Origin of the sequence: Phytopseudomonas daroniae (genome assembly GCF_004327275.1) — a bacterium.
GTDB lineage: Bacteria > Pseudomonadota > Gammaproteobacteria > Pseudomonadales > Pseudomonadaceae > Aquipseudomonas > Aquipseudomonas daroniae.
On the sequence record NZ_QJUJ01000019.1, the window covers coordinates 15,677 to 30,439 of the forward strand.

9 protein-coding genes are annotated in these 14,763 nt (G+C 65.9%); 7 read left to right on the forward strand and 2 right to left on the reverse strand.

Translation table 11 applies throughout. The features are described 5' to 3' along the window. Window positions 1-10 precede the first annotated feature (10 nt). Both DNK10_RS25520 and DNK10_RS25525 read left to right on the forward strand, forming a co-directional pair. Complete coding sequence (locus DNK10_RS25520) at window positions 11-736, forward strand: ABC transporter substrate-binding protein (RefSeq protein ID WP_131182592.1); 726 nt, start codon at window positions 11-13, stop codon at window positions 734-736. Window positions 737-751: 15 nt separating this feature from the next. Beyond that, window positions 752-1,396, forward strand: a complete 645-nt coding sequence (locus DNK10_RS25525; protein ID WP_131182593.1) for a retropepsin-like aspartic protease family protein — start codon at window positions 752-754, stop codon at window positions 1,394-1,396. A gap of 230 nt (window positions 1,397-1,626) precedes the next feature. On the opposite strand, the gene DNK10_RS25530 is transcribed toward DNK10_RS25525, so the two are convergent. Beyond that, complete coding sequence (locus DNK10_RS25530) at window positions 1,627-2,901, reverse strand: cation:proton antiporter (protein WP_131193450.1); 1,275 nt, start codon at window positions 2,899-2,901, stop codon at window positions 1,627-1,629. A 306-nt stretch (window positions 2,902-3,207) separates the two neighbouring features. On the opposite strand from DNK10_RS25530, the gene DNK10_RS25535 reads away from it, so the two are divergent. The 4 genes from DNK10_RS25535 to DNK10_RS25550 are packed head-to-tail and all read left to right on the forward strand — an operon-like array spanning window position 3,208 to window position 6,644. After that, the gene (locus DNK10_RS25535) at window positions 3,208-3,921 is read left to right on the forward strand and encodes an ABC transporter permease (RefSeq protein WP_131193451.1); all 714 of its coding nucleotides are present in this window, start codon (window positions 3,208-3,210) and stop codon (window positions 3,919-3,921) included. 11 nt (window positions 3,922-3,932) lie between these two features. After that, complete coding sequence (locus tag DNK10_RS25540; protein ID WP_131193452.1) at window positions 3,933-4,823, forward strand: glycine betaine ABC transporter substrate-binding protein; 891 nt, start codon at window positions 3,933-3,935, stop codon at window positions 4,821-4,823. A gap of 1 nt (window position 4,824) precedes the next feature. Next, the gene (locus DNK10_RS25545; protein ID WP_131193453.1) at window positions 4,825-5,487 is read left to right on the forward strand and encodes an ABC transporter permease; all 663 of its coding nucleotides are present in this window, start codon (window positions 4,825-4,827) and stop codon (window positions 5,485-5,487) included. Window positions 5,488-5,489: 2 nt separating this feature from the next. Beyond that, window positions 5,490-6,644 (forward strand): ABC transporter ATP-binding protein, encoded by a 1,155-nt coding sequence (locus DNK10_RS25550; protein WP_131182598.1) that lies wholly within the window; start codon window positions 5,490-5,492, stop codon window positions 6,642-6,644. Window positions 6,645-6,697: 53 nt separating this feature from the next. On the opposite strand, the gene DNK10_RS25555 is transcribed toward DNK10_RS25550, so the two are convergent. Next, the gene (locus tag DNK10_RS25555) at window positions 6,698-14,449 is read right to left on the reverse strand and encodes an autotransporter outer membrane beta-barrel domain-containing protein (protein WP_208738871.1); all 7,752 of its coding nucleotides are present in this window, start codon (window positions 14,447-14,449) and stop codon (window positions 6,698-6,700) included. Here DNK10_RS25555 and DNK10_RS26065 point away from each other — a divergent pair. Beyond that, on the forward strand, window positions 14,369-14,763 hold a 395-nt coding region (locus tag DNK10_RS26065), incomplete at its 3' end, for a hypothetical protein (RefSeq protein WP_208738872.1). The genes DNK10_RS25555 and DNK10_RS26065 overlap by 81 nt on opposite strands.

Here is a 14,763-nt window from a genome sequence, read left to right on the forward strand (position 1 = left end):
TGGAGGTGCGATGATTCGCGGTTTCTGGCTGGCTCTACTGTTGTCGTTCACCGCCTGCGCCCAGGCGAGCAACGACCTGCCCGCGAATATCCGCATGGCCAGCGATGTCTGGGTCGATCGCATCAATGCCGACGGAACGGGGCTGTCCTGGGATGTGCTGCGCCTGGTATTCGAGCCCGCCGGTGTCAAGTTGGACATGCAGATCGTGCCCTACACCCGATCCGTCGGGCTGGTGAAGCGCGGCGAGGCGGATGCCTGGGTGGCCTCCTACCAGGATGAAGTCAGCGGCGGTGTGGTGTATCCGACCTGGCACTACGACTCGGATCTGATCAGCGCTCTGAGCCTGGCCTCCAAACCCCAGCCGGATCAGCAGGCGCTCGCCAGCTCCCGCCTGGTATGGATGCGCGGTTACGAGTACCAGCGCTACATCCCCGGTCTCACCCACTACAACGAATTACTGCGCCGTGGCGGCATCCTGCCGATGCTCGACTACGACCATGCCGACTATTACATCGATGCCCAGCCGGAGGTGCAGGAAGTGCTCGCGGGTGCTTCCGATACGTCGAAATACCGGGTCACCGATCTGATCCGTCTGCCGTTGTACATTGGCTTCGCCGACACTTCGCGCGGCCGGGCTCTGGCGAAACTGTACGACCAACGTATGGCCGAACTCGTTGAACAGGACGCCCTGCGCCCGGTCTTCGAGCGCTGGGGCCAGCACTACCCCTTCGATTAGGCGAGAGAGGCAGGGATGCATCGATTGATCTGTGGCATGGCCGGCCTGTTGGCGGCGCAACTCACCCTGGCCGCGCCTCAAGTGCAGGTCGTCGGTTTGTTTCCAGGCGCTGCGGTGCTTTCCGTCGATGGCCAGCGCAAGTTGGTGCGCGTTGGCCAGAGCGGGCCAGGTGGCGTGCAGGTGGTGAGTGCCGACAGCCGCAGCGCCGTGCTGCGAGTCGACGGTGTGGAGCGCAGCTACAGCCTCAGCCGTGAATACAACGCCAGCGGTTTCGTCGAACCGCAGAAGCAGACCCTGAGCATCGCCCGCAGCAACGGTGGCCATTACTGGGCCGAGGGCTCGATCAATGGCCGGTCGCAGCAGTTTCTGGTGGATACCGGTGCTACCTCGGTCGCTCTCAACGAAAACCAGGCCCGCCGCCTTGGCATCGACTACCGCACCAGCGGCCAGCCAATCCAGGTCAGTACCGCCAGCGGCACCGCCCGTGGCTGGCGCGTTACCCTGGACAAGGTCAGCGTCGGCGCGCTGCAGGTACTCGGTGTCGAGGCGGTGGTGCTGGAGGGCGCGTCACCGAGCGAGGCGCTGCTCGGCATGAGCTTTCTCAATCGGGTCGGCTGGCGGGTGGAGAACAACCTGCTGGTGCTGGAGTCCCACCTCTAGCAGGTCGTTGAAAAACTACCTGCGTTGCCATCGCGGCGTTAAAAACAGGCTCGTGCGCGAGTCCGATCAAAATGCTCATGTACTACTTGTACAGTCGAGCGCGACCCCGGTCGCTTTTTCGCCTGTTTTTGTGGGGCCGCCATCGGTATTGCGCTGGCTGCCTCGCTCACGTTTTTCAACGGCCTGTTAGGATGCTGGCGACACGCATGACGCAAGCACCCGCATGGCGCTCAGTGGTGATCGTCGGCAGCAGCTCGTGGCACGTCGCGGTACAACCGGCGAACCAGTGGCCCGATGGACAATCCCTGCAGCAGGATCGACGTGAGCACGACGATGTAGGTCAGGCTCAGTAGCAGATCACGCTCCTCGCCCAGCGGTAGCGACAGCGCCAGGGCCACCGACACGCCACCGCGCAAGCCGCCCCAGGTGAGGATGCGGATCGCCCCGTGGGACACCTGCCGGCGCCCGCCAGCGCTGCGGCGCATGATCAGAATGGCCGGTGCCACCGTCAGCAGGCGCGCCACCAATACCGCGCCGCCGAGCACGAAGGCCGCGATGATGTGCAGCCAGGAGAACGGCAGGAGCAGCAGTTCCAGGCCGATCAGGGCGAACAGCAGGGCATTGAGGATTTCGTCGATCAATTCCCAGAAACCGTCCACGTAGCGGCGCGATTCGTCCGACATCGCGTGCTTGCGCCCCAGGTTGCCGATGATCAGGCCGGCCACCACCATGGCGATCGGCCCGGAGACGTGCAGCCGCGAAGCCAGTGCCGCGCCGCCGAACACCAGCGCCAGGGTGAGCATCACTTCGACCTGGTACTGGTCGATGCTGCGCAGCATCAGCAGCACTCCGTAGCCCAGCGCAGCGCCGAACAGCAGCCCGCCGACGGCTTCGTGGATGAACAACCAACTCACTGTGCCCAGCGTCGGCGTGCTGCCCAGTTGCAGGATACCGAGCAGGATGGTGAACACCACGACCGCAGTACCGTCATTGAACAGCGATTCGCCAACGATGGTGGTGGCCAGCGGCTTCGGTGCGCCCGACGATTTGAGGATGCCCATCACCGCGATCGGGTCGGTCGGCGAGATCAGCGCACCGAACAGCAGGCAATAGATGAAATCCACGTGCCAGCCGAACAGGGCAAAGATGGTGTAGGCCAGGGCGCCGATCACGCTGGTGGCGATCAGTACGCCGACGGTCGCCAGCAGGCCGATGGGCCATTTGTAGCTGCGCAGGTCGCTCAAATCCACGTGCAGGGCACCGGCGAACAGCAGCGCTGGCAGGAACCAGGTCATGAGGATGTCGGAGAAGTCGATGCGGCGGATGATTTCCTGCGCCTCGAGCTCGATCAGCGGGTAGCCGAGCTGACTCAGTCCCTGGACGATCAGGGAAAACACCAGAGCAGTGGCCATGACGCCGATGGTTGGAGGCAGGCGGATGAAGCGGTAGTTGACGTAGGTGAGCAAGGTCGTGAGAACGATAAAGGCGGCGACTAGATCGAGCACAAAGTCTCCTTTGAGAACTGGGCTTCGCCATCCCGGCGAGCACCACGGAGCCATGATGATACCGGGCTTGTAACAACATGTGTGGCATTGGAGCGCATTCGACACATGGCACAAGGATGGCAAAAGGGTTGAACCAGGCGCTGCCCGGCATGGTCGAGTAGCCATGGGCCGGAAGGCTGCGAGTCTCTGCCACAGGGCATTTGGGCAATCTGCGGTACTTTCCACTTCCGGCATTCGATGGCCTGGCGCACAGCGCGATTGGCCAGTTCGGCGAGCACGAGGTTCGTCGTCGATTGGAGTCGAAACATGCTGAAAACCCTTGGCAAGGTGCTACTGGGCGCTGTGGCGCTGGTGGCGGTGGCGGCCTTGCTGATCCACTGGATCGGTTCCGAGGTGCTCGAGCAGCATCGCGAAGATCTGTTTTTCTACCTGCAAGCGCATCTGTACCTGGTGTTCATGTCGATGTTCGCGGCACTGGCGGTTGGTATTCCGGCCGGCATCCTGCTCAGCCGGCCGGGCCGTGAACGCAGCGCCGAGCGATTCATGCAGGTATTCAACGTCGGCAATACCGTGCCGCCCCTGGCGGTGCTGGCCATTGCCCTGTCCATCGTCGGTATCGGCAATGGCCCGGCGATCCTGGCGCTGTTTCTCGCCTCGCTGTTGCCCATCGTGCGCAATACCTATGAGGGCCTGCGCAACGTACCCGGCTCGTTGACGGAGGCTGCCACCGGCATCGGCATGACGCCGCGCCAGGTGCTCTGGCAAGTGGAGTTACCCAATGCGGTGCCGATCATCATCGGCGGCGTGCGCGTCGCCCTGGCACTGAACGTCGGCACCGCACCCCTGGCCTTCCTGATCGGCGCCAACAGCCTGGGCAGCCTGATCTTCCCTGCCATCGCCCTGGAGAATCAGCCGCTGCTGATCCTCGGTGCCGCCGCCACGGCGTTGCTGGCGCTGGTACTCGATGGCCTGGTGGCACTGGTCAGTCGCTTCTGGTTCGAGCGAGGCCTGGCCCGCTAATGGAGACCTTGATGAAGTCATTTGTTCTCGGCCTCGGCTTGTTGCTGGCCGCCACCGGCCAGGCGGCGGACATTCGCATCGGCGCCAAGGTGTTCACCGAGCAGGCCATCCTCTCCGAGATGACCGCCCAGTACCTGCGTGTTCACGGTTATCAGCCGCGTATCGTCGGCAACCTGGGCAGCACCATCGCCTGGAATGGCATGAAGAGCGGCCAGCTGGATCTGACCTGGGAATACACCGGCACCTCGCTGGTGGCCTACAACAAGATCACCGAACGCCTCGACAAGGAAGCCGCCTATGAGCGCGTCAAGGAACTGGATGCCAAGAGCGGTGCCATGTGGCTGGCCCCCACCCGGTTCAACAACACCTACGCCCTGGCGCTGCCGGAAAACGTCGCCGAGGAGTACCCGGACATCAAGAGCATCAGCGATCTGGCCGAAGCGCTGAAGTCGCCTGGCAAGGGCAATCGCCTGCTGGCGCTGGATATCGAGTTCGCCAACCGTTCGGACGGTCTGGCGGGGCTGGTCAAGGAATACGGTCTGAAGTTTTCCCGTAACGAGATCCGCCAGATGGATCCCGGCCTGGTCTACACCGCCCTGAGCAATGGCCAGGTATTCGTCGGCCTGGTGTACACCACCGATGGTCGCCTGGAGTCCTTCGGCCTGCGCCTGCTGGACGATGACAGGGGCTACTTTCCTGACTACACCGCCGCGCCGGTGGTCAATGCCGATTACCTGAAGGCGCATCCCGATTTGCCCGAACTGCTCAAGCCTCTGGCCGAGCGCCTCGACGATGCCACCATGCGCCGCCTCAATGCCCGTGTGGATGTCGACCGCGAGACGCCCGCTGCGGTGGCCGCCGATTTCCTTCGCGAACAGAAACTGATCGAGGGGGATCGCTGAGATGGATTTCATGACCGCTTTCCAACACATCGACTGGGCGCAAGTCGTCGGCCTGACCCTTGAGCACATCGCCCTGGTCGGCATCGCCGTGGGCCTGGCCATCGTCATCGGCGTTCCACTGGGCATTCTGATGACGCGCTTCCCCTGGCTCGTCGGGCCATTGCAGGGCGCCGCCACCGTGGTGCTGACGCTGCCGGCCATCGCTCTGTTCGGCCTGTTGTTGCCGTTCTATTCGCAGTTCGGTCAGGGCCTCGGGCCGCTGCCGGCCGTCACCGCCGTGTTCCTCTATTCGCTGCTGCCGATCCTGCGCAATACCTACCTGGCCTTGAACAGCGTCGAACCCGGCATCCGCGAGGCGGGCACCGGCATCGGCATGAGTTTCTGGCAGCGCTTGCGCATGGTCGATCTGCCCATTGCCGTGCCGGTGATCCTGGCCGGTGTGCGCACCGCCGTGGTGATGAACATCGGCGTGATGACCATCGCCGCCACCATCGGTGCCGGCGGCCTCGGCGTGCTGATTCTCACGGCCATCAGTCGCAGCGACATGGCCACCCTGTTCGTCGGCGCGGTGCTGGTCAGCCTGCTCGCCATCGTCGCCGACCTGTTTTTGCAGTGGCTGCAGAAAACGCTCACTCCCCGTGGCCTGAAAGCACTGAGGACTTGAACATGATTGAACTCGACAAGCTCACCAAGAAATTCCAGCAGAAGGGCAAGGATGTCGTAGCCGTCAGCGAGGTCAGCCTGACCGTCGACGAAGGACAGATATGCGTGTTCCTCGGCCCCTCTGGTTGCGGCAAGAGCACCACGCTGAAAATGATCAACCGCTTGATCGAACCGACCTCCGGGCGTGTACTGATCAACGGCGAAGACACCACCGGCATCGACGAAGTGACCCTGCGTCGCAACATTGGTTACGTGATCCAGCAGATCGGCCTGTTCCCCAATATGACCATCGAGGAAAACATCACCGTGGTGCCCAAGCTGCTCGGCTGGGACAAGAAACGTTGCCACGAGCGCGCCCTGGAACTGATGAGCATGGTGCAGCTCGAGCCCAAGCAATACCTGGCGCGCTATCCGCGTGAGCTCTCCGGTGGGCAGCAGCAGCGCATCGGCGTTATCCGCGCCCTGGCTGCCGACGCGCCGGTACTGTTGATGGACGAGCCGTTCGGCGCGGTCGACCCGGTGAACCGCGATGCCATCCAGAACGAGTTCTTCCAGATGCAGCGGGCGCTGAACAAGACCGTGATCATGGTCAGCCACGACATCGACGAAGCCATCAAGCTGGGCGACAAGATCGCCATCTTCAAGGACGGCAAACTGCTGCAGTATGACCACCCCGATACCCTGCTGGCGCACCCGGCAGACGATTTCGTCAGCGGTTTCGTCGGCCAGGACAGTACCCTCAAGCGCCTGCTGCTGATTCGCGCCGAAGATGCCGCCGACGATGCGCCCTCGGTGCTGCAGGACACCCAGGTGGCCGACGCCGTGGAATTGATGGAAGAACATGACCGTCGTCATCTGGTGGTGACCGACGTCAACAAGAAGGGCCTCGGTTATATCCGTCGTCGCGATCTGCGCGGGCAGGCCGGCTCGGTACAGCCGTTCCTGCGCGCGTTCACCGCGACCGCGGCCTATGACGAGCACCTGCGCATCCTGCTGTCGCGTATGTACGAGTTCAACAGTTCCTGGTTGCCGGTGCTCAGCGCCGACAACGACTTCCTCGGCGAGGTCACCCAGGAATCCATCGCCGACTACCTCAGCTCCGGTCGCTCACGTGGCAAGAGCAGCATCGTCTCGCCAGCGGAGCAGGTGGCGGTTTGAGGTATGCAGGCAGAGGGGATGAGTGAATCCTCATCCCGTCTTTCGCGGCGGGCTCAGAACTTGGCCGTCAAGCCGAGGCGCAGGCCGTTGTCGGTGAAGTCCTCGCCGAAACGGCCGCTATAGCTCAGATCCACGGCGATATTCCGATTCAACTGCGTCTGAATACCGAGCTGGGCGACGGCGCTGTCGCGTTCCAGGGGCGTTCCCCGAATGCTGAATGCATCACCCGTCGTGAAGGCCAGGTGGCTGTCTGGCGTGTCGTTGCCGAATGCATGTTGCCAGCCCAGGCTGCCTTGCAGGCTGACAGGACTGCCGGCGAACTGACCGACGGGTAGCGCCGCATGAGCGCCCAGTGTCGAGTAGGTGATATCGCGTTTCTCGTTGCCTGCGCTGAGCGCACTATCGCCACCGCGCTCGCTGAACCCGTCACTTTTGACCTTGGCATGGGCGAGGCCGATGAACGGTTCCACCTGGAAGTCTGCGGCCGCAAGGCGATAGCCCAGCTCGGCGAATGCCTGGGTGGTGGTGGCGTCATAGCTGGCCTTGTTGCGCTCGCTGAAGGAACCGAAGTGCACATTGCGACGAGTATCGACGTCATGCCAGGAGTGACTGGCCCCGACGCGTAGTTTGACGGCATCCCACTGACCGCTGGCATACAGGGCAAGGGAGCGGGTGTCGACATCTGCCGAGCTGTCGCGGCCATCCTTGAGGTCACTGCTGCCAAGGCCGATGGCCGCGCCAATTCGCCAGGCATCGTCCAGCGCGATATCACCACCGAACAGGGTGCCACGGCTGTCATGATCGAGGGTGCTGGCGTTGCCGTCACCCTCGTTTCGGGCCCAGCCACCGTAGCCTTGTAGCCAGAATGTCACGCCATCGCCCTGGTTGAGTTGCCCGCTGCCCGGCAGCAGATGCTGGGCAGCCAGCAGTCGGGCATTGACGCCTTCACGCAGGTAGCGGCTGTCGTCGAGCAGGGCGCTCTGCAGGCTGGCGTGCAGTTCGCCGGAGAGGCTGTCGTAAGCGTCGCGGGCACCTTCCTCGCTGAGCGCGGTGATAGCTGTCGCCAGGCCCGAGGTCGGATCCAGGCTGCTCAAGGCACTGGCGGTAGCGGTCTGGTTGAAGGTGCGCGCGACACTGGCAAAGGCGGTGTCGTTGCGCAGCAGGGTGAGTTCCACCGTGTTGAGCGCGTAGTCGTAGGCGAGATCCGCATTCAGGAAGGCCAGGTTGCTGTTGACCGTGCCGAAGGTGCCGACGAGATTGCCCGCCTCGACGAGGTCGTAGCGGGTGCTGGCCGACCAGTCGCCGGCGCCGGCCAGGACGTTCAGGGTCGAGTCGCCGAGGGTCACGGTACCGGTGGCGACCAGCTTGTCGGCCGTGCCGTCGGGGTTGGCCTCGACTTCGAAGACGGCGGAGGGGGCGAAGCTGACATCGCCGTCCACCGTCAGGGTGCCGATGGAGTTGCCCGGGGCCAGGGTGGCGCCATCCGCGAGGTTGACGTTGCCGACGATGCTGCCATGGCCACCCAGTCGGGCCCCGTCCCAGACGTTGACATCGCTCGTCAGGCTGGCGCCACTGCCGGCGCTGCCGCCGATGGTCAGGCCGCCGGCCTGGACGCTGGTGTCGCCGGTATAGGTGTTGTTGCCGTCGAGGATCAGCGTGCCGGCTTCTGTCTTGACGATGCCGCCGTTGCCGACGATCCCCACGGCGATCTCCGCGCTGTCGGCCAGCACGCGGATCTCGCTGCTGCCGTCGGTGCGCAGCAGGCCGTCCAGACCCGGCGCGGAAACCAGGCTGTAGCCCTCGTTGACGAACTGCAGACCGGCGAAGGCCTGGGTGCCTTCGAGGGTAATGGTGCCGCCCTCGAAGCCGTTCGCATCCTTGAACACCGCATGATTGCCGGCCCAGGCGACGGGCAGGTTGCCGTCCTGGTTCAACCATTGTGCGCTGGCGCCGTTCCAGGTGCCGTCGCCGCCCTGCCAGTGCTGCAGCGTGGCGTCGCCGCTGGCGGCGACGAACAGGTCGACGTTGCCGTTGCCGGCCTGGATGGTGTAGAGCGCCGGCTCGGCCAGGTTGGTGCCGGGCGTGAGTCCGTTGTCGTCCAGCGCGCCGCCGTAGGTCATCAGCCGGTAGTAGCCGAGCCCGGCACCGCCAGCGTCGGAGAGATTCAGGGTACCATCGAGGCTCAAATCGCCACTCACGGCGACGCGGTCGCTGCTGCCGGGGAGCGTGGCGGTTCCGGGCACGCCCAATTGGTAGGCGAGGGTCGAGCCGGAGGCCAGGGTCAGGTCGCCGCCGATGCTTAGCGTACCGACGCCAGCGGTTCCAGAGTCGATACCTGGAGAGAGGGTGGCGCCGGAGGCGATTGTCACATCGCCGCCGATCAGACCATGGCCACCGAGCAGGGCGCCGCCTTCGACCGTCACGTCGCCGCCCAGGCTGGCGGCGCTGCCGGCGCTGGCGCCGACGATCAGGCTGCCGGCCTGGACGCGGGTGCCACCGGTATAGGTGTTGCTGCCATTGAGGATCAGCGTGCCGCTGCCGGCCTTGCTCAGGCTGCCGTCGCCGTAGATGCTGCCGTCGATGACATCGTAGTTGCCGAGTGCACCCAGCGTGAGACTGACCGGAACCGGCACGGCCTGGCCGCTGGAGTAATCCCAGCCACCCTGGAGGGCGACGCTGCCCGAGCCGGACAGCGAGCCGATGCTCAATGCAGTGCCGGTCTCGTCGCCCTGGACAATTACCTGGCCATTGCCGTTGTTGATCAGCGTGGCGTCTGAGGCATCGGAATCCCCGGCGAAGGAAATGGAGTTGTAGGGGCCTTCGCCCAGGTTGACCAGGGTGGCACTGCCCAGGTTGGCACCATCGACGGAGATAGTGGCCGACTGCTCTTCGCTGTTTGCGGCATTGGTGACGGTCGCATTGGCGGCATTGGCGCCGTTGCTGAAGCTGACGGCGCCGTTTTCATTGATGACGCGGGCGGTACCGGCATCGCTGTCGCTGCCGGAGAAGAGCACCTGGCTGCCACCGCCGCTGTTGATGATGCTGGCATCGCCGGCACTGCCGTTGACACGAAGAATCGAAGAGAGACCTATCAGGGTGACCAGGCCATCGAGGCTGCTATCGCGGCCAACAGACAGGTTGCCACTGCCTGTGCCGGCGGCCAGGCTGGCGAGGGTGACCGAGCCGCTGCCCAGGCTGCCGCCGTTTTCGAGGCTGATCGCGCCGCTGTGGATCAGGGTGTTGCCGCTGTAGCTATTGGCCGCGTTGGTGATGGCCAAGGTGCCAGCACCTTCCTTGATCAGGTCGCCGCTGCCGCTGATCTCGCCATCGAGGATCATGTGCTGATTGCTACCCAAGGAAAAGGTGCCGCCGTTGTCGCCCAGGATGATCTCGCGTTCGAGGGTCGCCGAGCCGCGGCTCGAAACCAGGCTCAGGGCGCCGCCGTCCAGGGTCAGGTCGCCGGATACGTCGCCCAGCGACGCGTCGTTGTAGATGGTCAGGGTGCCGGCAGCGATGGTGGTGCCGCCGCTGTAGCTGTTGGCGCCGGACAGGATCAGCGTGCCGGCCTCGGTCTTGACGATGCCGCCGTTGCCGACGATCCCGGCGGCGATCTCGGCGCTGTCGGCCAGTACGCGGATTTCGCTGCTGCCATCGGTGCGCAGCAGGCCGTCCAGGCCCGGCGCGGAGACCAGGCGGTAGCCCTGGTCGACGAACTGCAGGCCGGCGAAGGCCTGGGTGCCTTCGAGGGTAATGGTGCCGCCCTGGAAGCCGTTCGCATCCTTGAACACCGCATGATTGCCGGCCCAGGCGACGGGCAGGTCGCCGTCCTGATTTAACCATTGTGCGCTGGCGCCGTTCCAGGTGCCGTCGCCACCCTGCCAGTGTTGCAGTGTGTCGTCGCCGTTGGCGGCGACGAACAGGTCGACGTTGCCGTTGCCGGCCTGGATGCTATAGAGCGCCGGCTCGACCGGGGTGGTGATGCCGAGGGTGAGCCCGTTGCCGTCCAGCGTGCCGCCGTAGGTCATCAGCCGGTAGTAGCCGAGCCCGGCGCCGCCGGCGTCGGAGAGGTTCAGGGTGCCATCGAGGCTCAGGTCGCCGCCCACCGCGACGCGGTCGCTGCTGCCGGGGAGCGTGGCGGTTCCGGGCGCGCCCAGTCCGTAGGCGAGGGTCGAGCCGGAGGCCAGGGTCAGGTCGCCGTCGATGCTCAAGGTGCCGATGCCGCCGGTTCCCGAACCGGCGCCGGGAGCGAGGGTGGCGCCGCTGGCGATCGTCACGTCGCCGCCGATCAGGCCATGGCCGCCGAGCAGGGCGCCACTTTCGACCGCCACGTCGCCGCCCAGGCTGGCGCCGTTGCCGGCACTGGCGCCGACGATCAGGCCGCCGGCCTGGACGGTGGTAGTGCCGGTATAGATGTTGCTGCCGCTGCCGTCGAGGATCAGGGTGCCGGCGCCGCGCTTGTTCAGCACGCCGCTGCCGCTGATGCCGCCGGCATAGGTGCCTTCCGCAGCCTGGTCGAACACCAGTATGGCGTCATTGACGATATCGCCGCTGCCGAAGCTGGCGGCGCTGCCGACCAGGGTGCCGGCGGCGATGGTGGTGCCGCCCGTGTAGGTGTTGGTGCCGGTCAGGGTCAGGCTGCCGCTGCCGACCTTGGTCAGGCTGCCGCCGGTGCCCAGGTCGTGGTCTTCCGGATAGAGATCCTGGATGGTTCCACTGATGGTGTCGTCGTTGTCCAGCGCGCCGACGCTCAGGTTGGCAGCGCCGAGCACGACGGTGCCGCCGCCGCTCAGCGAGCCGAGTGCGATGCCGGTGCTGGCACTGCCGGTCAGGTTGAGCACGCCGGTTGCGTCGTTGATCACCGATGCGTTCTCGCCCTGGACGGCGATGTTGGTAAAACCGTTGTCGGGGTCGCCGATGCGCCGGGCGCTCAAGGCCAGGCTTCCCGCGTTGTGCAAGGTGGCGCCGGCCAGATCGCTGCCGCTTGCGCTGAGGCCGCCACCGGACTCGATGCTTATCGCCTGTTCATCCAGCGTAACGGTGGGCTCCAGCGTCACGTTGCCGCCATTCCCGATGATCAGGTCGTTGGAGAAAGTGCCGCCGCTGGGTGGGGACAGATCCAGTTGGCCCTTGTCGGCGACCGTCACCGTACCGGTGCCGAAGGCGTTGGAATTCGTTGCGAGGACATAAGTGAGCACGTCGCCACCGCCGATGCGGGTATCGCCGGTATAGGTGTTGTCGCCGCTGATCGAAAGTGTGCCGAAACCATAGCCGCTGGGGGCGACACTGCTGGTCAGGGTCAGGCCGCCGCTGCCGGTCAGTGGCCCGTCGAGCCGCAGCGAGCCGCTATCGACGACGTCGATGCTCAGCCCCCCGCTGGTTATGCCCAGCGCGCCGCTCAGGGTCCAGTTGCTGCCGGCGCTGGCTTGCAGCGTCGAGAACCCGGAGAAGCCGCTGTTCGCGGAACCGTTGCCGTCGAGAAGCAGGGCGTTGCCGCTGCCGCTGGCGACGACATCGCCGTCAAGGGTGGAACCGCTGCGCAGCTCCAGGGTATTGTCGTCGCCGTTTATCTCGATGGCGTTGGCGCGGGTACTGCCGTCGCCGGAGAGGCCGCCAGCGATGCTGGCGGCGACAGTCACGCTGTTGTCGTCGCCCTGCAGCTTGAGGCCGGCACCGCCGTTGCCGCTGACGAAGCTATCGCTGCTGTCGCCGCCGTTGCCGCCGGTGATCGTGCCTGCACCGAGGTCCACGCTGTTGCCGGTACCTTGCAGGCTGAGGCCGTTGCCGCCGTTGCCGCCGTTGCTGTCAAAGCCAAGGAAGCTGTCAATATAGCCGCCGCCGTCGCCGCCGGTGAGTGTGCCTGTACCGAGGGTTACGCGATTGTCGTTGCCCTGCAGGTTGAGGCCGTTGCCGCCGTTGCCGTTGTCGCTAACGCTGATGATGACGTTGCTGCCGCCGTTGCCGCCGGTGATCGTGCCTGCACCCAGATCTACGCGGTTGCCGTCGCCCTGCAGGCCGAGGGCATGGCCGCCGTCGCCGCCGTTGCCGCCTGCGCCGCCGCTGATGGTGCCGCCGCTCAGGCTCAGTGAGGCATTGCCACTCATCGCCACACCGTCGCCGCCGTTGCCGCTGTTCGGGCCGGTGCCGCCATTGCCGCCTGTGACCATGCCATCGGCGACCTCGAACAGGCCGCCGCTGATTGCCACGGCCGTGCCACCATTGCCGCCTTCGCCGTCGGTGATGGTGCCGCCGCCGCCATCGCCGCCGTTGCCGCCAGCGATGGTGGCGCCGTTCAAGCGCAGCCTGGCATCGTCGTTGCTCATCGCCACGGCTGTGCCACCGTCGCCGCCGCTCGGGCCGTCGCCGCCGTTGCCGCCGGTGATGGTGCCATCGGCCAGGGTCAGCGCGGTAGCGCCGCTCATCACCAGGCCCGTGCCGCCGGCGCCGCTGTTGGTGCCGTTGCCACCCCGACCGCCGCTGATCACGCCACCGCTCAGGTTCAGCCTGGCATCGTCGCTGATCATCGCCACGGCCGTGCCGCCATCACCGCCGCTCGGGTCGTTGTCGCCGCCGTTACCGCCGGTGATGGTGCCATCGGCCAGGGTCAGCACGGTAGCGCCGCTCATCGTCACCGCCGTGCCGCCGTCGCCGCTGCTGTCGGAAACGCCACCGCCGCCGTTGCCGCCGGCGATCGCGCCGCCGCTCAGGTTCAGCGAGGCATCGTCGCGCATCTCCACTGCCGTGCCGCCCTGGCCGCTGCGGATGCTGCCGAAGCCGCCTTCGCCGCCGGCGACCCTTCCATCGGCGACCTCGAACAGGCCGCCACTGATCGCCACGGCCGTGCCGCCATCACCGCCGTCGCCGCCGATGGAAGCGCCGCCGGCGCCGCCGCTGATATCGCCGCTGTTGCGCAGGGTGCCGTTGCTGTCGAACGCGATGGCGGTGCCACCGTTGCCGCTGCGGATGCCGCCATTGCCGTCGGCGTCGTCGCTGACGCCATTGCCGCCGGCGCCGCCGCTGACGCTGCCGTTGGTGGCGACGGTCAGACCTGCCGCATCGGTGGAATCCACCTGGATGGCGGTGCCGCCGTCGGTGCCGGCACCGCTGTCGTGCAGGCCGGTGATGCTGCCGCTCATGATGTCCTCGGCACCGACCTGCACGGTGCCGGCGAGAATGCGCCAGGTCGCGGCCGCCGTGGGCATGGTGGCGCCGGTCAGGGTCCAGGTGCTGGCGCCGGTTTTTTGGTAACTGTCGAAGCCCTGGTATTGATTGCCAAGCTGACCGACGTTGAAGCTGGCGTTGACAGTGCCGCCCAGCGCCAGCACGTTGCCGCTGCCCGATGTGACCACGTTGCCGGTGAAGCTGTAGCCGCTGTGCAGTTCCAGGGTGTTGTCGCTGCCGGTGAGTTCCACGGCGTTGGCACGGGTGCTGCCGTCGCCGCCTAGGCCGCCGGCGATGCTGCCGGCGTTGAGCAGGGTGGTGCCGTTGCTCTCGACCAGTACGCCGACGCCGCCGAGGCCGGGTGTCGCATTGCTTCCCCCGGCGCCGCCAGCAATACTGCCCTGGTTGTCCAGGCTGCCGCCATCGTTGATGAAGGTGATGCCGGTGCCGCCATTACCGGCGTTATATCGTGGGTCTGCGGTGGAATTCCCGCCCTGGCCGCCAGTGATGACCCCGCTGGCCGCATTGCTGACCGCGGTGCCGTTGACGCGCAGACCGCTGCCGCCATGGCCGCCATAGATACCATCGCCGCCTGTGCCGCCCGTGATGGCGCCGGCGTTGTCAACGGCACCGCGGTTGGCCAGCACGCCGGCGGCTCCGTTGCTGCCAGGGAGGGAGCCATTGCCGGCGCCGCCGCTAACGGTGCCCCCGGCCAGATTGTCGAGCGTGCCGCCATCGACCAGGAATACGCCCGCGCCACCGTCTCCAGCATCAGAACCGGAACCACCCTGGCCGCCGGCGATGGCGCCGTCGTTGCTGATAAAGCCGCCCTGAACCAGCGCCACGCCAGCGCCGCCGCCGCCACCACCACCACCAGTACTGCCGCCGTTGCCACCGTTGCCGCCCGTGACGCTGTGTCCATTGACAACAAGATGGGCATTTTCCGCTGTCAGTACCAGGC